The organism is Pseudomonas xanthosomatis (genome assembly GCF_019139835.1).
Taxonomy (GTDB): Bacteria; Pseudomonadota; Gammaproteobacteria; order Pseudomonadales; family Pseudomonadaceae; genus Aquipseudomonas; species Aquipseudomonas fakonensis.
Window position 1 is genome coordinate 5,063,548 of the sequence record NZ_CP077075.1, and the last position, 20,948, is coordinate 5,084,495.

Below are 20,948 nucleotides of genomic sequence, written 5' to 3' on the forward strand. Positions count from 1 at the left end.
CCCTTGACGGGTCAGCCTCACGGTCAATCAATTCTGCGATGCTTCATACAGATCATAGTCCGATGTCCTGCATTGCGCATACGCCTGTTCTTACAGATAGGGGCGATTTTGACCCGGATCAAGCACTGGCCGCAGCTTCCGACGGTCGGTCAATCGTTTCGCTTTGTTGCAAGTCGATCCACGCCTGCAAATTTGCCCCGCGCATGCCCTGGCGCCACATCAGCCAGGTGACCGCCTGATCGAAGGGTGCCTGCAAGCGATGGGCACGTACCCGGTCGCGGCCTGGCAGGCTGTCGAGCATCGATTGGGCCATCAGCGCCACCCCGGCCCCTGCGATCACACAGGCCAGCATGCTCTGGTAGGACTCGATTTCCATCACCCGGCCCATGGGCGTGTGGGCATGGGCGTACCAGGCCTCCAGGCGCATGCGGTACGAGCAGCCCTGGCGGAAGGTAAACACCGCCTTGCCGGCGACATCCCGCGCAGTGCGTACCGGCGGGTGCTCGGGGCTGGTGATCAGCACCAGGGTTTCGTCGCACAGCGGCACGCCATCCAGCCCGGCCAGGCTGGGCGGGCCATCCACCAGCGCGGCATCGAGCTTGTGACTGAGCAGCCCTTCGAGCAGTTCACCGCTGGGCGCAGCCTGCACCTGCAGGTTCACGGCCGGGTACGCCTGGTGGTAGCGCGCCAGCAACCCGGGCAGGTGGATGGCCGCCGTGCTGTACATGGTGCCCAGCACAAAGTCGCCCGCCGGCTGGCCGCCCTGCACCGCCGCCACCGCTTCGTCACGCAGCGCCGACAGGCGGCTGGCGTAGTCGAGCAACACCTTGCCGGCCGGCGACAACTGCAAGCGCTGGCGTTCACGCAGGAACAGCTCCACCCCCAGTTGCTCCTCGAGCTGGCGCAGGCGCGTGCTGAGGTTCGACGGCACCCGGTGCAGGCGCTCGGCGGCGCGGGTCACCGAGCCCTCCTCGGCCACGGCCTGGAAGATGCGCAGTTGGCTGAACTCCATGACATTCTCCAAAACAGAACAACTTGATCATCATTATTCAATTTTATTGAAAGTCAACTCGCCCTACCCTGCCATCCATCGCCCACCTTCGGCAGGAGACTCGCCATGCCCCCCTTCGTGCAACTGCTGGCCAGCGCCGTGGCCCTGATGATGGCCATGGGTATCGGCCGCTTCGCCCTCACCCCGCAACTGCCCAGCCTGATCGCCGAGGGCCAGTTCGACCTGACCGCCGGCGGCCTGATCGCTGCGGCCAACTACCTCGGTTACTTGCTGGGCGCGGTGGACGGCATGTTCGCCCGCAAGCCCGCTCAAGTACGCCTTCGCCTGCATGGCGGGCTGTGGCTTTGCGTGCTGCTGACCCTGGCCTCAGCGGCGGCCGACGGGTTCTGGAGCCACTTGCTGCTGCGCTTCGGCACCGGCGTTGCCAGCGCCTGGGTGTTGGTGATGATCACCAGCCTCAGCCAGCAACTGGCCAATGCCCACGGCCGCCAGCGCCTTGGCGCACAGGTGTTCGCCGGGCCCGGCGCCGGTATTGCGTTGACCGGCCTGCTGGCGCTGGTCGCTCATTTGCTGGGGCTGGGCTCTTCGGCGCTGTGGCTGATCTACGGGGTGGCCGCGCTGGTGATGCTGCTGGCTGTGCTGCCATGGCTGCCGCGGGCGATGGAGGCTGTACCGGCACCCGCGGCAGTACCCAACAACCCGACGCGAGGCAGCGGTATTGGCCGCCTGGGGCTGGTGTATGGCCTGTACGGTATCGGCTACATCCTGCCGGCTACTTTTTTGTCGCAGATGGCCAGCCAACAGTTTCACGGCCAGTGGCAGGCAGACCTTTTCTGGCCGGCATTCGGCCTGGCGGCGGCGTTGGGCGTGGTGCTGGTCAGCCTGCGCCGGCCAGGCCGCACGTCGGGGTGGCTGACCATCACCTTGTGGCTGCAGGGCCTGGGGGTGCTGGCCTGCCTGCTGGGCGGCGGCATCGGGCTGGGGCTGGGTGTGCTGCTGTGCGGCGGGCCGTTCCTGGCCTGCATGCAACTGGTGATGCAGCGCTCGCGGGAGCTGGCGCCCCATGCCACCCAACGCAATGCCGGGCTGCTGACCGCCTGCTTTGCCTTGGGGCAGTTGAGCGGGCCGCTGCTGGCGGCGTTGAGCAGCCATTTCAGTGGTGGTTTGCAGCCGGCACTGGTGCTGGCAGCTGCCGGCTTGGCGGTTGCCGGGGTTTTGCTGATCAGCGCCGGGGCCGGGCGTGCCGAAGGCTGTGCCGGGCTGCAGCGGGTGCGTTGATTGGGCGGGCCCTATCGCCGGCAAGCCGGCTCCTACAGGGGCGCGGCCCTGCTCGCTAACCCACTACCTTGCGCAGTTGCTGGCGCACCCACTGCTCGGCGCTGACCATGATCACACCGAGCAGCACCATCACCGCACCGATCACGAAGTTCAGGCTCAAGGGTTCATCCAGCAGCACCACGCCGAAGGTCACACCGAATAGCGGGGTTATGAACGAAAACACCGCAAGGTTTGACGCCAGGTATTTGCGCAGCAGCCAGAACCAGGTCAGGTAGCTGATGAACGACACCACGATGCCCTGGAACAGCACACTGCCCACCGCCAGCCGGGTCAGTGTGAAGTCGCCGATCTGCCCGCTCAACAGGGCGATCAGCACCAGCCCGGCAAAGCCCACCGCCAGTTGGTAGAACAGCGTCAAGGTCGCCGGCGCCTCGGACAACCGCGAACCGCGCACCACCACGGTGGTCGCGCCCCAGGCCAGGCCAGCAAGAATGGCCAAGCCGTCGCCCAACAACATTTTCCCGTCCAGCTGATCCAGCGAAACCCCGCCGGCAAAAGCCAGGGCAATGCCGGCAAAGGCCAGCAGGATGCCCAGCCACTGCAACAGCCGCAGGCGCTCGCTGGGCATCATGAAATGCAGCCCCAGCGCGGTGAAGATCGGTGCGGTATAGAGGAACACCGACATGTGCGCCGCCGAGGTCAGCTTCAGGCCCTCGGCAATGAACAAAAACTCAAGGCCAAACAAGGCACCCGCCAACAGCCCCGCGCGCCAAGTGCTGCCCACCTGCGCCCAACCACCGCGAAAACACACCAGCAGCCCCACCAGCACGGCGGCGATGCCGTTACGAAAAGCCGCCTGCATCACCGGCGCGATGTCGACCGCAGCCGACTTGATCAGCACTTGCTGGCAGCCCCAGATCAGGCACAGCACCAGCATCACCTGCAGGGCAAAGGCGTCGGGGTTCTTGCGGGCCTCGCTCATGGGCGGGCCCCTTTTGCATCTTTGGTCATCGGCAAGGCTCGGCAGTCGAATGAAATTCAACCCCGATTATTCATGCCTCAGCCCTGCCAGCGCCACCTCTAGATGGAGCCACCGGCAATCTGCGCCTTGGCCGACACCTGTTCGAAGGTGGTTTCGTCCAGCGCATCGTCCTGCTCATCGAGCACATGGCGCGGGTGTTCGAAGCCGGGGATGCTGCTGTCGATCAGGCTGAGCAGGCGCGAACCGCGCTCGGTGAGCACGAAATTCTCGCCGTTGCCGCCGTCTTCTTCGGGGCGGCTCTCGATGTAGCCGCGCTCGAACAAGAGCTTTTCATATTCGCAGGCGCGGGTTTTCAGGTGGTCCAGATCACCCGGCGCCTCGCCCTTGGCGGCCAGCGCCGCGGCGTGTTGTTCGGCGTAGGGGCGCGGGGTGAAGCTGTGGCCGGCGCCGTTCTGTACTTCGTGCAACAAGCGCTCGATCAGGTCCCAGTCGTAGCTGCTCATGGAGCGGGCCTCCTGCTGTGGACGGATGGGGTACACAGGGTGTGGACCTGCGCGTGGCTCCAGGCGTTCCGCGAAATTTCGCTCGCCATGCATTGAGTCCCCCCATACCCGCTAAGGCCTCAGCTGTTCTTCACTAGGTAGTTGATGAACAAGCGAAACAACTCGGCATTGCCGGCGATGCCCAGGCGCTGCCAGATGTTGTGCCGGTGCACCTTGACCGTGCCCTCGGAGATACCCAGCTCGCGGGAGATCGACTGGCTGCTGTGGCCCTGCAATATGAGCTTGGCCACATGCCGCTGGGTTTCGGTCAACTGGCCCTGAAGAATGTCGACGAAGGCATCTTCCAGCTGGCTGTCCGAGTCCTGCGGGTCGGCCAGGTCGTCGCCATGGGCCAGGCGCAGGTGCTGGCTGAACACGGCCTCGACCACCGGCGTCAGCGCGGCCAGGCGCTGCGCCTGTGCGGCCGTAAAGGCGCCCTTGTCCAGGCCGCGCATCAGCGAATACACCAATGCCGTGCGTGGCCGCACCGGCACGATGAAACCGATTTCCTCGATCAGGCTGCCGTGATGCGACGACACGCAGGGGTGAATGTCGTGGGAGATGGAAAAGCCCGAAGCGAAGAAGCTGTCCGGCGCCAGCTCGCTCATGCGCCACAGGCCAGCGGGGTGGTGGTTGGTGCAGGCCACGTAGAACGGGTCAAGCAAATAGCCGCCACGCAAATAGGCCTTGAGCGTGCGCTCGGTCACCCGCTGCTGGTAGCCGTCATGCACCAGCAGCGCCGGCTGGTTGAAGCGAAACAGGTAGGCGCAGCTCATGTCGAAATCGACCACGGCCTTGAGCGCCGCGTCCACCGCCGGGCCCAGTGCATCGCTGCCGATGCTGGCGATGACCGCGCCCAGGCGGCTGGCGTTGTCGTTATTCATAGGTGCGTGCCTGCGCAGAAGAAAGCCGTTGACGGGCAGGCTGCCCGCCAGCGGCATTGAACGACGCCAGGCCCGGTCAGTGCAACGGTGCGCCGGCCGGCAACAGGCCTGCATCCTCATCCTGACGCCCCAGCTCGACGGCTTTGGGTACCGCCAACCAGTAGGCCAACAGCATGCCCAGCAAGCCGCCACTGAGCTTGCCGAGGATCAGCGGGCCGATCAGGGTGGGCTGGAAGTTGGCCGAGTAGGCCAGGTGGTCGCCGAAAGTGAACGCCGCGCACACGGCGAAGGCGATCACCAGCACCTTGTCCTTGGGCGGCATGTCGGCCACCAGGCGGAACATCGCCAGGATGTTCGCCGAGGCTGCCAGCACCCCGGCCGCACCCACCGGCGACAGGCCGACCTTGGCCGCCACCGATTCGATCGGCCGCGACAGGAAGCGCTTGATCAGGTAGACCATCGGGAACGCACCGCACAGCATGATGCCCACGTAACCTGCGATTTCCAGGGCGCGGAACTGGTCGGCCTTGTCGGCGATGATCGGCGCAAAGCCCCAGCTACCGAACACGGCAGTGAACGCCCCGGTGAAGTACTCGACGATAGAAGCCACCAGCACCAGGGTCACCGCCATGTACATCAACTGCCCGAGCTTGAGGAACAGGCGCACCATCAGGTTGGGGAAGTAGCGCAGCGCCGCGGCCAGGGCAATGCAGAACAGGATGAGCGGCGACAGGTTGCGCAGCAGGGTCGGCAAGGTGAAATGCAGGGCCTGGGTGGCGGCGCCGCTGGTGGCGATGTCCGGGCGTACGCCCAGGCCCATCAGCTGCATGCCCATGGCAATGGCCACGATACTGATCGGGATGCTCAGCAGCCCGGCCATGATCCCCAGGGCCATGTACTTGTGGTCGGCCTTGTTGAGCATGGCCAGCCCCACCGGGATGACGAAGATCACCGTCGACCCGCACTGAAAGCCGGTGATCAGCCCGAGAATCCACCCTTCGGGGCTGCTCGACAGGGCCTGGGCCAGTTGGTAGCCGCCAAGGTCGGAGGCGATGAAGATCGGCCCGGCAATGCCGGCATCGGCGCCCATGGCGTTGAACAGCGGGCCGATGAAGTGGCTGATGAAGCTGGATATGAACGGGATGGCGGCCATGATGCCGGCCACCGGGATGAAGATCGGGCCAATACTGTGCAGGCCGGCGGCGAACTCCTTGCCCAGCTCGGACTCGGCGTCGATGATCGAGGCAATCGCCCCGACCACAGCGCAGGCCATGATCACGTAAATGACGTAAGTGCCTATGTTTTCCATCTGCTGCCTCGTGTTGTTTGAGTTGGTGGGCAGAATCGAAAGGTGTCGCGGATTGTTCTTGTGATGTTCTGGTAGCGGGGCCGGCAGCCTGCTGCCGGCCGGGTGTCACATGGCGGTGTAGGCGTTGTCGACGAACAGGTGCGAGCCGCTGACGAAGCTCGACTCGTCGCTGGCCAGAAACAGCGCGGCATTGGCCACTTCGCTCGGGTCGCACAGGCGCCCCTGCATGGTCTTGATGGCCTCGTCAGAGGCATCGACCCCGTAGCCGCGCAGCAGGTCGAGCTCGCGCCGGCCATGGGCGGTACCGATAAAGCCAGGGCAAATGGCATTGCTGCGGATGTTCTGGTCGCGGTACTCCACCGCCAGTGCGCGGGCGAACATGTGGCTGGCGCCCTTGGTAGTGCAATACAGCACCTCCATCGGCGTGCCCACCACGGCAGAAATCGACGAGGTGCAGATCACGCTGCCGCCACCGGCGGCGAGCATGCCCGGCAGCACGGCCTTGGTCACCAGGAACATGCTCTTGACGTTGACACTCATCAGGCGGTCCCACTCGGCCTCGCTGGTTTCAAGGAACGGGCCGGCGGCAATGATGCCGGCGTGGTTCATCAGCACGGTGATCGGGCCGAAGTGCGCCTGGGCCTGAGTGACGACGCGGTGCACCTGGTCGGCCACGGAAACGTCAGCGGCGACGAACAGCGCCTGGCCACCAGCGGCATTGATACGCGCGGCCACGGCTTCGCCCTGGCTGCTCGGCAGGTCGAGAATGACCACCTTGGCGCCCTCGGCGGCAAACAGTTCCGAGGCTGCCAGGCCGCAGCCACCGGCGCCGCCGGTAATCAGTGCCACCTTGCCTTTCAATCGGTCCATACCCTGTGCTCCTGGCTGTCATCAGCTGTTGTGGTTGTGGCCACATGCTGGAGCCAGGCAGCGGGAGGGTCCATATACCCCTGGGTATAGGTGTCGCAAACGGTGATGGGCAGCCCGTCGCCGACGCTGAACTTATCGCTTGATGTGCCGCTCCACCGCGCATATCCACCGCCGGAGGTTCAACGGATGAAAACCCTGCTGCGTATCGCCTGCGCCGCCGCCCTGTGCAGCGCCCTGCCCGCCTGGGCCTGCACGCCGGAAGAAGCTACCCAGAAACGCGAGGAACTGGCCGGGCTGGTCAGCCAGCTGACCGAACAGAACCCGCAAAAAGCCAAGGAGATCAATGACGAGCTGCAGGACATGGACCTGGGCACGGCGAGCAAGGACCTGCCCGACAAATGCCAGCTCATCGACAAGCGGATCAAAGAGCTAAAAGCAGCCGAGAAAAACACCTGATGCCCTTCAACGCCGCTGCCGGGCTTCCATGTACTGGCGCAACAGCTGGTTGATGCGGGTCTGGTAGCCGGCACCCTGGGCCTTGAACCAGGCCAGCACGTCGCTGTCCAGGCGAATGGTCACGGTCTGCTTGGCGGGCAGGCGCAGTTCGGCGCGTTCGAAGAAGTCGTCGTCGAGTTCGGGGATGTCAGAAGTGTCGACCTGGTCGTTGACGGGCAGATTGCGGTCATCGTCGGCTGATGGTTTGGGCATAGCGCATTACCTCACGTTCGGTGGCTCTGCGGGCAGAGATGATGCGAATCACATCGCCCTGCCGCTCGGTGTAGACGACCACGCCCACCAGGGCATCGAGCCAGCCCATGGCGATCCAGCGGGTTTCGTCGTAAATGAACCGGTCATCTTCCAGTACCAGCATCGGGCGCTGGAACATTCTGGGTACATCGTTGAAGTCCAGGCCGTGCTTGCGAATGTTGAGGCGGTTCTTGTCCTCGTCCCATTCAAACTGCATCGCGCACTCTGCCGGAATCAATGTATTTACAGATGTACATACGCTACGCCTCCTGACTGCGTTATGCCAGAGCAGTCTGGAAGGTTTCGGGCGATTTTCCCGGCGAAAATGCGGTTTCAGAAAAGGGCTACAACAGGCGGGGAACAACGTGAAGACGCCCGCCACCGTTGCGGTGGCGGGGTACTGCAGAAAGGGGCTTACTCAGCCGCTGGCTTGCGCTTTTTCAGCGGTGCCAAGCCATCGGCGCTGGCCAGCGGGGCGTTAGGCCGCGGCTTGGCCGTTGGCTTGCGCTTGGCTGCGGTTTTCTTGTCGCCGGTCTTCTTGTCGCCCTTTTTCTTCTTGCTACCAACAGCCTTGCCCGAGGCCTTGACCTTTTTCGGCCCGCTGTAGGTGCCTTTGACTTCCTTGATGACCCGGCGCTCGAACTGCTGCTTGAGGTAGCGCTCGATGCTGGACATCAGGTTCCAGTCGTTGTGGGTGATCAGCGAGATGGCCAGGCCCTCGCCACCGGCACGGCCAGTGCGGCCGATACGGTGCACGTACTCGTCACCGCTGCGCGGCATGTCGAAGTTGATCACCAGGTCCAGGCCGTCGATGTCCAGGCCGCGGGCGGCGACGTCGGTGGCTACCAGCACCTTCGAGCCGCCTTCCTTGAAGCGGTCGATGGCCAGCTTGCGGTCCTTCTGGTCCTTGTCGCCGTGCAACACGAAGGCCTTCACTTCCTTGGCCACCAGGTGGCCGTAGATACGGTCGGCCAGGACACGGTAGTTGGTGAAGATGATCGCCTTCTGGTAGGTCTCGTTGGCCAACAGCCACTGGACGATCTGTTCTTTGTGCTGATCGTGGTCGGCGGTGATGACCTGCTGGCGAGTGCCCTCGGCCAGTTGCGAAACGCTGTTGAGCATCAGGTGCTCAGGGTCTTTGAGTACCTTGCCGATGATGTCGCGCAGCGCCGCGCCACCGGTGGTGGCCGAGAACAGCAGGGTCTGCTCGCGGTTCTCGCACTCCTTGCACAGGCGCTCCATGTCTTCGGCAAAGCCCATGTCGAGCATGCGGTCGGCTTCATCGAGCACCAGTACCTGCACGTGGGACAGGTCGAGGTTGCCGGCGTTGAGCTGCTCGAGCAGGCGGCCCGGGGTGCCGATCAGCACGTCTGGCACCTTGCGCAGCATTGCCGCTTGTTCCTTGAAGTCCTCACCGCCGGTAACCAGGCCCGACTTGATGTAGGTGAACTGCGAGAACAGCTTCACCTGCTTGAGGGTCTGCTGGGCCAGCTCGCGGGTCGGCAGCAGGATCAGTGCACGGATTTCCACGCTCGGGCCACTGCGGTCGACCAGGCGGTTGAGCATCGGCAGCACGAAGGCCGCGGTCTTGCCGCTGCCGGTCTGTGCCGTCACCCGCAGGTCACGCCCTTGCAGGGCCAGGGGAATGGCCGCTGCCTGCACCGGGGTCGGCTCGACAAATTTCAGCTCGGCCACGGCTTTGAGCAGGCGTTCGTGCAGGGCGAATTGGGAAAACACGGGGGTAACCTCGGGCAAGTGCAAAAATTCAAGTTGCATAGGGTAACGTTTTCCGTGGCCGGAGCCGAATTTCTTTTGGCAACTTTGCGCCGATCCGCGCTCTAATGCCGCTTCGTACCGCAATACAGACCGCTTTGAACATTTATGGACCTGCAACGATTCTGGCGTGACGCCTTCGACCTCTGGGGAACCCTGGACCAACACCCGCTGCTGCATGCCACCATCGGCCTGGTGGTATTGCTGCTGGTCTCGCTGCTGATCGGCCGGGTAACCCGCTTTCTGGTGCTGCACGCCAGCCGCCTGCTGGGCCGCCAGCCGGCGCTCAGGTGGCTGGACGACCTGCGCCACAACAAGGTGTTCCACCGCCTGGCACAGACCACCCCGTCGCTGGCGGTGCAGTCGGGCCTGAAACTGGTGCCGGAGCTTTCCAGCACCGCCCAGCACTTTCTCGGCAACGTCGCCCTGGCGGTGACCCTGCTGTTCATGACCCGCGCGCTGTCCTGCCTGCTGGACGCGCTGCTGGACATCTACGCGCGCACCGAGCACGCCCGCACCCGCTCGATCAAGGGCTACATGCAACTGGCCAAGATGATGCTGTGGATCTTCGCCGCCATCGTCATCGTCGCCACCCTGATCGACCGTTCGCCGCTGCTGTTGCTGTCGGGCCTGGGTGCCATGTCGGCGGTGCTGTTGTTGGTGTACAAGGACACCCTGCTGTCGTTCGTTGCCAGCGTGCAGCTGACCAGCAACGACATGCTGCACGTCGGTGACTGGATCGAGATGCCCCAGGCCGGCGCCGACGGCGATGTGGTGGACATCACCCTGCATACGGTGAAGGTGCAGAACTTCGACAAGACCATCGTCTCCATCCCCACCTGGCGCCTGATGAGCGAGTCGTTTCGCAACTACCGCGGCATGCAGCAGTCCGGCGGGCGGCGCATCAAGCGCAGCCTGTTCATCGACGCCGCCGGTGTGCGCTTTCTCACCGCCGAAGAAGAACAGCGCCTGGGCCAGGTGCGCCTGCTCGGCGACTACCTGGCTGGCAAGCGCCAGGAGCTGCATGAATGGAACCAGGCCCAGGGCCACAACGCCGGGCTTTCGGCCAACCGCCGCCAGTTGACCAACATCGGCACCTTCCGCGCCTTCGCCCTGGCGTACCTGAAAAACCACCCCAACGTGCACGCCAACATGACCTGCATGGTCCGCCAGCTGCAGACCACCGCCGAAGGCGTGCCGCTGGAGATCTACTGCTTCACGACCACCACGGTGTGGGCGGAGTACGAGCGCATTCAGGGGGATATCTTCGATTACCTGCTGGCGGTGTTGCCGGAGTTTGGTTTGAGCCTTTATCAGCAGCCCAGTGGCAATGATATGCGGGCGGGGTTGGCTGGGCGGGTTGTGGAGCCTATGCCACGGCGACTGGAAGAGATGGGCGAAGTTTGAGACTGCCGGGGCCGCGTTGCGGCCTCTTCGCGGGTTCAAGCCCGCTCCCAAAGGTCTGCGCGGTCATTGTAGGAGCGGGCTTGCCCCGCGAAGAGGCTCTTAACTACCCCGCATAACCCATCAGGTACAACAACCCGCTCAAGGTCACCAGAGACGCCACGGCCGACAAGAGGATCTTCCGCGAAATCAGCCCCGCCTCACCGCGGAAGCACTCCACCATCATGAACGGTCCGCTCTGGGGCGCTCGCTAACCGATCAAACAGCTAAGGAATCTCCGAACAAGTTGCTCATCAGCCGGAAATGGGCGGCTTGGAGATGCCGAAAAGCCCGATTTTCAGCCGCTAATTATTGGATACCCAAGGCAAAGCTCTGGTTATCTGCCCTCACGGGCGCACCGCTCCCGCAGCAGGCAATAATTGCCGGCGCACCATCCACAGATTCGACAGGACAAACAGCGTGGTCAGTTGCGCCGTGTTCTCGTCCAAGCCACGGAAGCGGGTTTTCACATAGCCGAATTGGCGCTTGATCACACGAAATGGATGTTCGACCTTCGCTCGTACCTGCGCTTTAACCTTCTCGACCTTGCGTCTGGCTTTGTAGAGCACGCTGCGATTACTCAAGTGCTTGTAGGTGCTACGACGAGCCGCAATCTGCCAGATCACCGGCCTTCCTTCATGCTCCGACCGCTTCTCAACGCTGGTATAACCCGCGTCGGCACAGACAACATTTTCATCGCCATGCAACAGGTGAGCGACCTCTGTTATATCAGCCACATTCGCCGCTGTGCCGTGAACGTGGTGCACCAGCCCCGACTCGGCATCAGCCCCGATATGCGCCTTCATGCCGAAGAAATACTGATTACCTTTCTTCGTCTGATGCATCTCAGGATCGCGTTTGCCTTCCTTGCTCTTGGTCGAACTGGGGGTGTGGATGATGGTGGCGTCGACGATGGTGCCCTGGCGCAACGACAGGCCTTTGTCTCGCAGGTAATTGTTGATGGTTTCCAAAATGCCCGTCGCCAACTGATACTTCTCCAGCAGGTGCCGAAAATTCATGATCGTCGTGTCTTCGGGGGTCGGAGCGCTGAGCGTCAGACGAGCAAACTGGCGCATCGAAGTGATCTCGTACAGCGCCTCTTCCATGGCTGGATCGCTCAACGAGAACCAGTTCTGCAGCAGGTGAATGCGCAGCATGGTTTCCAGCGGGTACGGCATGCGGCCACCACCGGCCTTTGGGTAATGCGGCTCGATCAAGGCCAGTAAACCGCTCCACGGCACCACCAGCACCATCTCGGCCAGTAAACCGCTCCACGGCACCACCAGCACCATCTCGGCCAGGAAACGCTCGCGACGGGTTTGCTTGCGCTTACTGGCGTACTCGAAAATCGGAAAAGCTCATCTGACTCATGGGATGGAGGGCTTGGAGAGGGCAGTTGGACGGAGAGCTATTTCAGCACAGCTCAGAGGGTCTGTGCTGACTTGTTCGGAGAATCCCTAAAGGCCAGAGCCTGCCAAAATATCGTAATCTTTGAGACAAAAAGGAAGATTTTTTGACGGTTTACTCTGGCCAGTGAAGCTACATTCAGTTCAGAAGATTTGGGCCTGCGTATGTTTCAGATTTGTGCCGATCTACGATTGATACACATGGCCAAGCCACATCCCTATAGACCTGATCCAGCAGGCACAACAGCCAACGAAGTGAACCGCTGAGGTAGTACAACGGCGCAATTATGATAGAATTCGAATCATCTGCGCTGACACTAAAGGGATTGGTTATGAGCGAAGTCAACATCACCTCAGGGTGTTCAATTGGCCACTTAGCAAAAAATATAAACTTTGGAGAAATGACAGATTTTTCTTTCACCAAGGACGCTAGCTTTACGCTTGGTGCCGAAGGTTTTTTCATCTCATGCATCATTGCTCTCGCCCGTAGTAATAAACTAGGAAAAATCAAGCTTCACCTTCGCAGAACCGACCTTGAACAGCATGGACTTCGAGACGACAACTATCTCAGCTCACCGAGCATGATCAACATCTGCATTCAAGATGTTAGAATCTATGACAAATCGGAGATAGATGTCACTGACCTGCTGACCGAGATGGTTAGCAACGCTGTTAATATGGATTACGGCGCCTTTGAGGGAGGGCAGGCCTATTCGCTCTATGCCTTAGACCCTTACTTTATTCATCCGCCCTTCCTAAACTTGGGAAATAGCGAACCTACAGAAATCGACTTTAAATGCGCTCTTGCCCCTCGAATCCAAGAGTGCATGTTTGGTGACACTGCTGCTGCGAGAGGCTCGCTCGATCACATCACCAACTCCATGAGCCTGTACGTGCTCCTTAAAGAAATTTGGGAAAACACCATTCATCATGCGAGAAGCACTAAAGTATCACTGAGATACATTAAGGTTTCGAAGGTTATTTACAATAACATTCAACAAATTCAAAACACCGAAATCCCCGAAGCGCTTAGAAGATACCTTTCATTTCGACTCGAAAATGAGGGAACAAAAAAATACCTCATCATCGATATCGTTGATTCAGGCACTGGCATCTACGAAACACTTAAGGGAAACCTGCCAGGTCTCACTAAGACTGAAGTGGTAAAGCTTGCCTTCAACAAGAACAGCACATCCAAGATTCAAAGGCAACCTATAAGCCGTGGATTAGGGCTGTTTTCCGCTATGGAGTGCGCAAAAAAATTGAAAGGAATGGTTATTATGACCACATCCGGAACGCTCTGCGTCAACTACGATTACGTTGAAGACAAATTCTTGAGCGAAATCCAAGTATTTGACATGGCCATTCCAGTAGATGACCTTTCAACATCGCTATCGCTCATCATCCCGGCCTAAACTTATGAATCCAGTAATCATCAACTGCATTGGAATGATCGCGCCGGCAGACGTTGAGCCGCTTCTTGCATCATCGTCTACCCCTTCAGATACGCCGTACGACAGTTGTTATCTCCTTGCTACAAACCAGGAATTTCTGGATTCCATGGAAAATGATGAAAACGGCCCAATTAGAGATAAACTGCTCGCACGCTTGAACGTCGAACTTATCGCAGTACTTTTTTACTGCAAAAACAAGCAGACATATCAAACCTATCAAATTCACTCGGACAAAGTCACACGTCTTGACAACGATTTCAAGACAGATGCATTAGCTTCGATTGACCTGTCGCAACTATTGGAAAAGCACTCAAGCGATAGTTTCATCCATGGCGGAGATCAATATCATTTTGCGACCCCGTCACACAATCATACCAATGCATTCTTCCGTCTCGGCGACTCCATTCGAAACAGAGACGATCTTGACAGAGTAACCTTTTGGCTACTTAAAAATATTGATCATGCCGACTATGTCTTTATCGACTCCTGGTCAATTGCAGCCATTCCACTGCGCGCATTTCAAATTTTAGGTAAAGAAACTGCATTCGATGCACTGCCAGCTCACCCAGCCAAAAAGATGGTTGATTGTAAAAGTGTCGTTTGCGCCTCCACGCCAGCCCTGAAATCAGCTAAGAACCCACTACTTTTAGTCAGCGTGGTGAGCAGCGGTAGTCTCGTCGAGAAATTTCAAGAGATTTTTAACGAGGCATACTCCACCAGAACCCTGTCAACCGTCTCAGTTTATTCATTCTCGCAAAACGACTACAGCCTTTGCATAGTAGACTACAACGTCGTCAATTATAATTTTGATGACTGCAAGTTCTGTGAACAGGGGAGTAAAGCTATTGAGATTCACCCGAGTGCTTATTATGTAAAAGACCCAAAAGACTCTGGAATCAGCTTGACCCCCGCCATCGCAGGAATGGGTTACAGCTTCTTCAAAAAATATCACGCCCATCTAGATGACATAGTGTCATTCCACAAAGGGGACACCTCCAAAGGAAATAAGCATTACGCATATTTCCTAGACTACAATCAAATAGCTAAAACCGAGTGCTTCCAAGAGTCTCTCCTCAAGGATTTCACTGAAAACCTAACCCCAGACTCAGTAGTACTTAGCATTGTAGATGAGCCAGCCATTAAGATGGCGACTGCAGCCCTTGGCGCAACTTACTGCCACACCCCTGAACCTGATAACATGATAGACGCCGATACGCTATCAGCCATCGAAAAATCTGACAGAGTTTTGATTTACGACACCGTCACCATAAGCGGAAATACATTTACACGCTTCAATAATTTCATCAGACAAAGCCCGCAATTAAACACTACGATCAAGGACATCACATTTCTTGCTGGGATTTACAGGCCAGCATCATTATCTCAAACAAGCCGACGGCTAAATAACAGCTTGGCCTACACCGACGAAAATGTTCGGAGACGGTTTACTTACATTGAGCACCTCGTGCTGCCAGATGTCGGCCCCAAAGAGTGCCCATGGTGCCTTGAACTGACGTCCATCAAGGACTCTATAAAGCCAGCACTCAAGAGCACTGGTAATTTTTATCGCCGAGTATCCAAGCTCTCCAACTTTACTGATGGAGTGAAAGGCATTGATGCCGTGTTCCATATCGATCAAACCAGCGAGACGGTATTACTAGGCGCGGAATCGGTTTTAGCCCCCACTGACACAGCTATCTGCGGTGTGATTCTGGCTGTTGCGTCGGCGCTCCAACAGTTGCGCACAACCAATAATAGTAAAGCTCGGTTAGCACCAGGCTTCCCATACACCCAAGTACTGGACTCAACAAACTTCGTAAGTTACTCGGAGGGACTAATTCGCTCCGCCCTGCTCCGCAATGCGGCCGCACTCGAATTCGGCGTAGTCGAAAAAGAGAAAACAATTGAAATCCTGTTAAAAGAACTCGGCAACTTAGACCAAAGCAATATGCTGTCGGAATATATAATAGCTGTGATATGCGGCAAACTCCCCTCCTCATCAAAGCTGGACGAGAGAGTTAACGTAAAGCTGCAAAAACTAATTAGCGAAAGCCCCGAAGTCATGAAATTAGCAGTAGTCTAATTCATCTCAACTAACAACGACGCGAACGCCATGCTTTTCAAAGTGGCGTTCATGTCCTTCAAACACGAAAATTACTTACACTGCCGAGCGCGCAAACACATTGCGAGGAGACCTTTAGTCTCCTCCTACCGCCAGCAAAGGTTGTTTGTAGAGTATATCCATAGCTGTTCCATCCTCACTGAAATCAGGCCGAACCGGACGTCCATCACATTATCTCTCGGGCTGACCGCCAAAAACATGAGCATCTCAGAAGGTAAGCAGTCAACTTCCATCAAATTCAGAGAACCCAATTAGATCTGTGATCCTTTTCTAAGCAAGTGGCGGGGGCTTGGACTAAAAACGATTTAAGTCAGAAATGCAGGCCCGATTGACGGGGGCGCGGGATGTCCATCTGAAAACGAAATTTGTGGCCACATGTCGGTGCGATAGAAGCCGCGTACTACGCGGTTTTAGCTGTCCATCAAGATCAGTTTTGCAAAACTATTGGAAGTCCTCCATCGAATGACGCAGCTTCGAAATCACACAACCCAGTCTTGAGGCTTGGCCCCTGTACGAACCGCGAAGATCCCTTGGTCAAATATCACAGGGGGCGCTTCCCTCTTCTCTGAAGGTTTCGCTGGATATCTCTGCTTTGGCACAGATTTCGGTTGGGGTACAGGTTCATTGGTCGGTGGCTGCGGACTTCCTGGGGCTGTTGCTGGAGCAGGAAGCGCAGTAGGGACTGACGGTGTTGTCGCGGGTGGAGTGGTGTAAACGAAGGCGAAGACTGCAATCCCCAGCGCCACGACGCAGAGCATTGTCAGACCTTGGCAGCTTACCCTATAAAAAAAGCTCTCGGCTTGCTCAATAGGGTCGCCTACCATTTTTTTGAATTCGGCTTCCGAGAGGAAGCGATACAGCTTCGACTGCCAATCCTGGCGCAACTTCCGCTGAATGTTTATGAATTTACGGCCCGACATGACGTTCAGCGTCGTGTAGCCGAATGCAACCGCCATGACGAGTGAAATGAGGTACGGGTTGATCTGCAGCGTGAGCCGCGCAACGATCAAGCCCAAGCCCAAAGTCAGCGCTGTCGAGATCGCAGCGATGGCCTGGCGGGTCGCATCTGTCGCTTTGGAGGTTTCTTCAGTAACTGCCTTGCGAAGGTCCCCGAGGGATTTGAGAGTATCTTTGGTGATCTCCGAGACCGCCATCTGGTAGGCGATTTTTCCGCAATCTAGTGCTGCCTCAAGATTCGCCCTGAAGTACTGAAATGCCTCTCCATCCGCCCTACCCGATCGAGCGATCTCAGCGGACAGCAGGATATGCTTCACTTCGGCTTCACGTGCGTTGTCGAACACCCAAACTGCGGCATCCTGTACGACCTTGAAGTCATTCAGCGTAATCTGCGCAGCACCATCGACCGTTTCCGGGAGCGTCAGATTGAGCTTGGGTGGCCCTTTGAAGCTGAGCTTACTCCCGCTAGCGTCAATCTCGTTCGCAAAACAACGACTCAGGGCTTCAAAGGCCTGAGTTGCCCAGACCAAGTGTAAAGGGTCAGCCTCATCGAGCTCATGGCCCTCTGCGAGCAACCAGTGCCGAACGTCCTCGGGCACAGTGCGGACGTCAGCGGACTCTTTTACTAGTAGCCGGGGTGACTTCGTCGCTTGCGATTCCACGAAAGGCTCTTCTATGCCCCAGTCGCTATAAGCGCGAGCCCGAGTATTGAAGGGCTTCAGGAGGCCCAAGACGTACCATCGTGATGCTGGATGACCGTTGTCGAGAAAGGCTCTGAAGCCCACCTCTGTGACCACGTACAAAGCTGCAGTCTTATCATGCTCCTGCGGAAGCGGTTTCACGAGCTCAGCACGAAAGGGCCCGAAAGCCTCATCCCCTTCTTCAACCTCGGTTTCGCCACCTGCGCTGTCAAACAGAGTGATCGCCCAGGCAGCAGCGGAGGCAGCCTGGGCGATTGACCGAGCAGCGTCAGCAGGTAGATCTGAGACAATGAGAGTGCTATTTCCCTCAGTGATCAGCGCCTGACCTTTACGTGACAGGTCGTTAAGTAGGCTGGCCAGCTTTTGGTGTGACAACGCTGTCCTCCGTGACTCTGTCTGTATCCACGATGATTTGCTTCTTGCCCCCTTTCAGTTCCACCACCCTGACGTTAGGGTTTTCCGTCCTATCGGGGAACAGGATGGTAACGCCTTCAGTCGTGACGATCTTACGCATATAGGGCTGCCGGAGGATCTTGCGATCAGGCTTAAAGCTGAGCTCATGCAACTTGCTCTTCTTAACGCGCGTGCGAGTCTCTTTCTCAAGGCGAGCGGCTATCTTTTCGTCTTCAGGATGACCAGCAGCCAGCATCACCGCCTCCACAATCGCACTTTCATCGATCAGCGTACGGGTTCCGAGGTTTGCTTGGGCTTTCTTCAGGGCCTTCGCCACATCTTTGCCTGGCAGATGCTCGATGCAAGTCTGGAGCGCCGCCTTAAGCACCTTGCGGGTAAGCTCGCTCAGCTCCGTGTCTGAGACTTCCCTAGCCACCGCCAGGAAATCGGTGAAGTAATCGGCGAGATCTACGCCATGCTTCGTACGGTCAGTTGCCGAGACATTCTTGTCAGCAACAGCATTGGCCACACGGATGAGCGCCGTCTTCTGGATAGCTTTCTTTTCGTCTACTAAGGCGTTCACGATTCGACGCAGCTTGTTGCCTGGAGCACCGTCGTTCTGCTCCAAAGCCAGCTTGTAGTCGTACTTGATCAAGCTGTAGATCTTCACATTGGGGTCTTTGACCGACAGCTCGAACATCAACAAAACCCCGTCAGCACTGCCGCCAACGTGGGCCCGATTGAAGCTGGCAGCCAGGCTCTGAGCACCATCAACGAACGGAGTAGCACCGGAAGCGATTGCTTCAATTGCGTTCCGGGTCGTGGACACTGCCTTGAACATGAAGATCGGGGCAGCAGCCATGTCCACAATTTTACTGATAAAGAATGCTTCCTCCTCTAGGGCACGCTCCGGCTGCGCCTCGAAGTTTTTGGTACCCACCACGTGCAGGATCATCCGAGTGATCTTGAGTGAACCGATTTCTTCGTCCGAAAAAAAACTCATGCGATCTCCATGTAAGCAGCGCCCTTCTGCCATGCAAGAGGAACCACTCGCCTCGGTTTGTACCTAGGCGGCAATGACGCATCGGTTGCAGCCTTTCAGAGGCCGGTGCCATCCCCGTAAACGTGAGATCGGGCGTGATGCAGTGGTCGGAGCATATACGCAAAGGCTGGCCAGCAGCCAGTATGTACGGACGCGTGTACGTGGGTGGAGTGAGATAGGAACCGCACAAACGTTGGATGAGATTCGGGTTGGAGAGTGTCCATATGGAGCTAAAAAATGGACTTTAAGTCACACCGCTGAAAGTCAATGTTTACGGGGTTTTATCTGTCCATTTGTCCATTTCGCTCACTAATACCCCTCTTTCGACAAGACCATCGTCTCCACCCCCACCTGGCGCCTGATGAGCGAGTCGTTCAGTAACTACCGCATCAAGCGCAGCCTGTTCATCGACGCCGCCGGGGTGCGTTTTCTGACTACAGAGGAAGAACAGCGCCTGGGCCAGGTTCGCCTGCTGGGCGACTACCTGGCCGGCAAGCGCCAGGAGCTGCATGAATGGAACCAGGCCCAGGGCCACAACGCCGGGCTGTCGGCCAACCGCCGGCAGTTGACCAACATCGGCACCTTCCGCGCCTTCGCCCTGGCGTACCTGAAAAACCACCCCAACGTGCACGCCAACATGACCTGCATGGTCCGCCAGTTGCAGACCACCGCCGAAGGCGTGCCGCTGGAGATCTACTGCTTCACCACCACCACGGTGTGGGCAGAGTACGAGCGCATTCAGGGGGATATCTTCGATTACCTGCTGGCGGTGTTGCCGGAGTTTGGCCTGAGCCTTTATCAGCAGCCCAGTGGCAATGACATGCGGGCGGGGTTGGCGGCGCGGGTTTCACATTCGCAGCCGATCTGAAACGCATCGCGGGGCAAGCCCGCTCCCACAAGTGAAACGCTGTGGGAGCGGGCTTGCCCCGCGATAAGGCCTCTACAGGCAACCGATCAACGCGAGGCGGGCAATACCTTGCCCTGCCCGCCCAGCCGGCTCATCCACACCGACGCCAAGATGATCCCGCCGCCAATGGCCAGCCGCCCCAGCGGCTCGTCCTGGTTCCAGATCAGCAGGTTCAGCAGCAACCCCACCGGCACATGCAGGTTGTTCATCACCGCCAGGGTGCCGCCGGAAACCAGGCACGCGCCCTTGTTCCACCAGTACAGCCCCAGCGCCGTCGGCACCAGCCCGAGGAACAACAGCACCAGCCACTGCGTATCGGTGCTCGGCAGGTGCTGGGCGTTGCCGAACAGCAGAAACGCCGGCAGCACCACCAGCAACGCCCCCAGGTAGAAGTAGCCAAAGCGCTTGTAATGCGGCAGGTCGCTGGGGTGGCGGGCAACCAGGTGGCGGTACAGCACCTGCCCGGCGGCATAGGTGAAGTTGGCCAGTTGCAGCAGCAAAAAGCCGATGAAGAACTCGCCGGTAACGCTGTCGAAGCGGATCACCGCAGCCCCGGCCACGGCCACCAGCGCGGCCAGCAGCGCCCAGGGGTTGAAGCGGCGGTTCAACGCATCTTCGATCAGGGTCACGTGCAGCGGTGTGAGTATGGTGAACAGCAGCACCTCCGGCACGGTCAGCACGCGGAAGCTCAGGTACAGGCACACGTAGGTGATGCCGTACTGCAGCGCGCCGATCAGCAGCATCGAGCGCATGAAGCGCGGCTCGACCTGGCGCCAGCGGGTCAGCGGCAGGAACACCAGCAGCGCCAGCACCACCCGGGCCAGCACGGCGAAGTAGCTGTCGACCTGGCCGGCCAGGTATTCACCGATCAGGTTGAAGGAAAACGCCTGGATCAGCGCGACGATAATCAGGTAGCCCATGGTTGCCTCTCGTGAATCAAGGCGGCGACCTTAGCGGGTGGGTTCGGGCAGTTCAACCATGAGGAATGTAAGGCTGTGCATGGCACCGGCTGCGCCGGTGTTCGCGGCTAAAGCCGCTCTACCCGAGGGTCGACTTGCCCAAGCAGCAAGCACCGCGCGGCTTGGCACGGGCTTCGCCCGTGTTCGCGGGCAAGCCCGCTCCCACA

Annotated in this window: 17 protein-coding genes and 2 pseudogenes; 6 read left to right on the plus strand and 13 right to left on the minus strand. The window is 58.8% G+C overall.

The window, feature by feature from the left end; translation table 11 throughout:
- Positions 1-118: 118 nt before the first annotated feature.
- A complete protein-coding gene (ptrR, locus tag KSS93_RS22310) occupies positions 119-1,012 on the minus strand; it encodes a putrescine utilization regulator PtrR (protein ID WP_217886008.1) in 894 nt (297 codons plus the stop codon).
- Positions 1,013-1,117: 105 nt separating this feature from the next.
- Between ptrR and KSS93_RS22315 the strand changes: the two genes are divergently transcribed.
- Positions 1,118-2,290, plus strand: a complete 1,173-nt coding sequence (locus tag KSS93_RS22315) for an MFS transporter (RefSeq protein ID WP_217886009.1) — start codon at positions 1,118-1,120, stop codon at positions 2,288-2,290.
- A gap of 55 nt (positions 2,291-2,345) precedes the next feature.
- Here KSS93_RS22315 and KSS93_RS22320 read toward each other — a convergent pair whose 3' ends face one another.
- The 5 genes from KSS93_RS22320 to KSS93_RS22340 form a co-directional block, all read right to left on the minus strand.
- Positions 2,346-3,272, minus strand: coding sequence for a DMT family transporter (locus KSS93_RS22320; RefSeq protein ID WP_217886010.1), 927 nt, complete (start codon positions 3,270-3,272; stop codon positions 2,346-2,348).
- A gap of 98 nt (positions 3,273-3,370) precedes the next feature.
- Positions 3,371-3,775, minus strand: coding sequence for a transcriptional regulator (locus tag KSS93_RS22325; RefSeq protein WP_217886011.1), 405 nt, complete (start codon positions 3,773-3,775; stop codon positions 3,371-3,373).
- Between the two features lie 119 nt (positions 3,776-3,894).
- The gene (locus tag KSS93_RS22330) at positions 3,895-4,698 is read right to left on the minus strand and encodes a helix-turn-helix domain-containing protein (RefSeq protein WP_217886012.1); all 804 of its coding nucleotides are present in this window, start codon (positions 4,696-4,698) and stop codon (positions 3,895-3,897) included.
- A 76-nt stretch (positions 4,699-4,774) separates the two neighbouring features.
- The gene (gene eutH, locus KSS93_RS22335) at positions 4,775-6,007 is read right to left on the minus strand and encodes an ethanolamine utilization protein EutH (protein WP_217886013.1); all 1,233 of its coding nucleotides are present in this window, start codon (positions 6,005-6,007) and stop codon (positions 4,775-4,777) included.
- A gap of 105 nt (positions 6,008-6,112) precedes the next feature.
- Positions 6,113-6,877, minus strand: a complete 765-nt coding sequence (locus KSS93_RS22340; RefSeq protein WP_217886014.1) for an SDR family NAD(P)-dependent oxidoreductase — start codon at positions 6,875-6,877, stop codon at positions 6,113-6,115.
- Between the two features lie 186 nt (positions 6,878-7,063).
- Between KSS93_RS22340 and KSS93_RS22345 the strand changes: the two genes are divergently transcribed.
- Positions 7,064-7,333, plus strand: a complete 270-nt coding sequence (locus KSS93_RS22345; RefSeq protein WP_217886015.1) for a hypothetical protein — start codon at positions 7,064-7,066, stop codon at positions 7,331-7,333.
- Positions 7,334-7,339: 6 nt separating this feature from the next.
- Here KSS93_RS22345 and KSS93_RS22350 read toward each other — a convergent pair whose 3' ends face one another.
- The 3 genes from KSS93_RS22350 to KSS93_RS22360 form a co-directional block, all read right to left on the minus strand.
- Complete coding sequence (locus KSS93_RS22350) at positions 7,340-7,585, minus strand: BrnA antitoxin family protein (protein WP_217886016.1); 246 nt, start codon at positions 7,583-7,585, stop codon at positions 7,340-7,342.
- Positions 7,560-7,841 (minus strand): BrnT family toxin, encoded by a 282-nt coding sequence (locus KSS93_RS22355; RefSeq protein ID WP_217839766.1) that lies wholly within the window; start codon positions 7,839-7,841, stop codon positions 7,560-7,562. Before KSS93_RS22355 ends, KSS93_RS22350 begins: the two co-directional genes overlap by 26 nt.
- A 197-nt stretch (positions 7,842-8,038) precedes the next feature.
- Positions 8,039-9,400 (minus strand): DEAD/DEAH box helicase, encoded by a 1,362-nt coding sequence (locus KSS93_RS22360; RefSeq protein ID WP_217886017.1) that lies wholly within the window; start codon positions 9,398-9,400, stop codon positions 8,039-8,041.
- Between the two features lie 105 nt (positions 9,401-9,505).
- On the opposite strand from KSS93_RS22360, the gene KSS93_RS22365 reads away from it, so the two are divergent.
- On the plus strand, positions 9,506-10,804 hold the full coding sequence (locus tag KSS93_RS22365) for a mechanosensitive ion channel family protein (protein ID WP_217886018.1): 1,299 nt from the start codon (positions 9,506-9,508) through the stop codon (positions 10,802-10,804).
- 383 nt (positions 10,805-11,187) lie between these two features.
- Here the strand turns inward: KSS93_RS22365 and KSS93_RS22370 are convergent.
- Positions 11,188-12,211 (minus strand): annotated as a pseudogene (locus tag KSS93_RS22370) (IS5 family transposase).
- A gap of 367 nt (positions 12,212-12,578) precedes the next feature.
- Here KSS93_RS22370 and KSS93_RS22375 point away from each other — a divergent pair.
- Entirely contained in the window at positions 12,579-13,661 is a 1,083-nt protein-coding gene (locus KSS93_RS22375; protein WP_217886019.1) for a hypothetical protein, read from the plus strand.
- Positions 13,662-13,665: 4 nt separating this feature from the next.
- Positions 13,666-15,783: a hypothetical protein gene (locus KSS93_RS22380; protein WP_217886020.1), complete on the plus strand. Its 2,118-nt coding sequence runs from the start codon at positions 13,666-13,668 to the stop codon at positions 15,781-15,783.
- A gap of 518 nt (positions 15,784-16,301) precedes the next feature.
- Here the strand turns inward: KSS93_RS22380 and KSS93_RS22385 are convergent.
- Both KSS93_RS22385 and KSS93_RS22390 read right to left on the minus strand, forming a co-directional pair.
- Complete coding sequence (locus KSS93_RS22385) at positions 16,302-17,855, minus strand: hypothetical protein (RefSeq protein ID WP_217886021.1); 1,554 nt, start codon at positions 17,853-17,855, stop codon at positions 16,302-16,304.
- Positions 17,824-18,876: a nucleoid-associated protein gene (locus tag KSS93_RS22390; protein WP_217886022.1), complete on the minus strand. Its 1,053-nt coding sequence runs from the start codon at positions 18,874-18,876 to the stop codon at positions 17,824-17,826. The genes KSS93_RS22385 and KSS93_RS22390 overlap by 32 nt, the downstream gene beginning before the upstream one ends.
- Before the next feature lie 358 nt (positions 18,877-19,234).
- Here KSS93_RS22390 and KSS93_RS22395 point away from each other — a divergent pair.
- Positions 19,235-19,783 (plus strand): annotated as a pseudogene (locus tag KSS93_RS22395) (mechanosensitive ion channel family protein); the annotation flags it as partial.
- 86 nt (positions 19,784-19,869) lie between these two features.
- Here KSS93_RS22395 and KSS93_RS22400 read toward each other — a convergent pair.
- Positions 19,870-20,742 carry a carboxylate/amino acid/amine transporter gene (locus KSS93_RS22400; RefSeq protein ID WP_217886023.1) on the minus strand — a complete coding sequence of 291 codons (873 nt, stop codon included), beginning with the start codon at positions 20,740-20,742 and terminating at the stop codon, positions 19,870-19,872.
- Positions 20,743-20,948 lie beyond the last annotated feature (206 nt).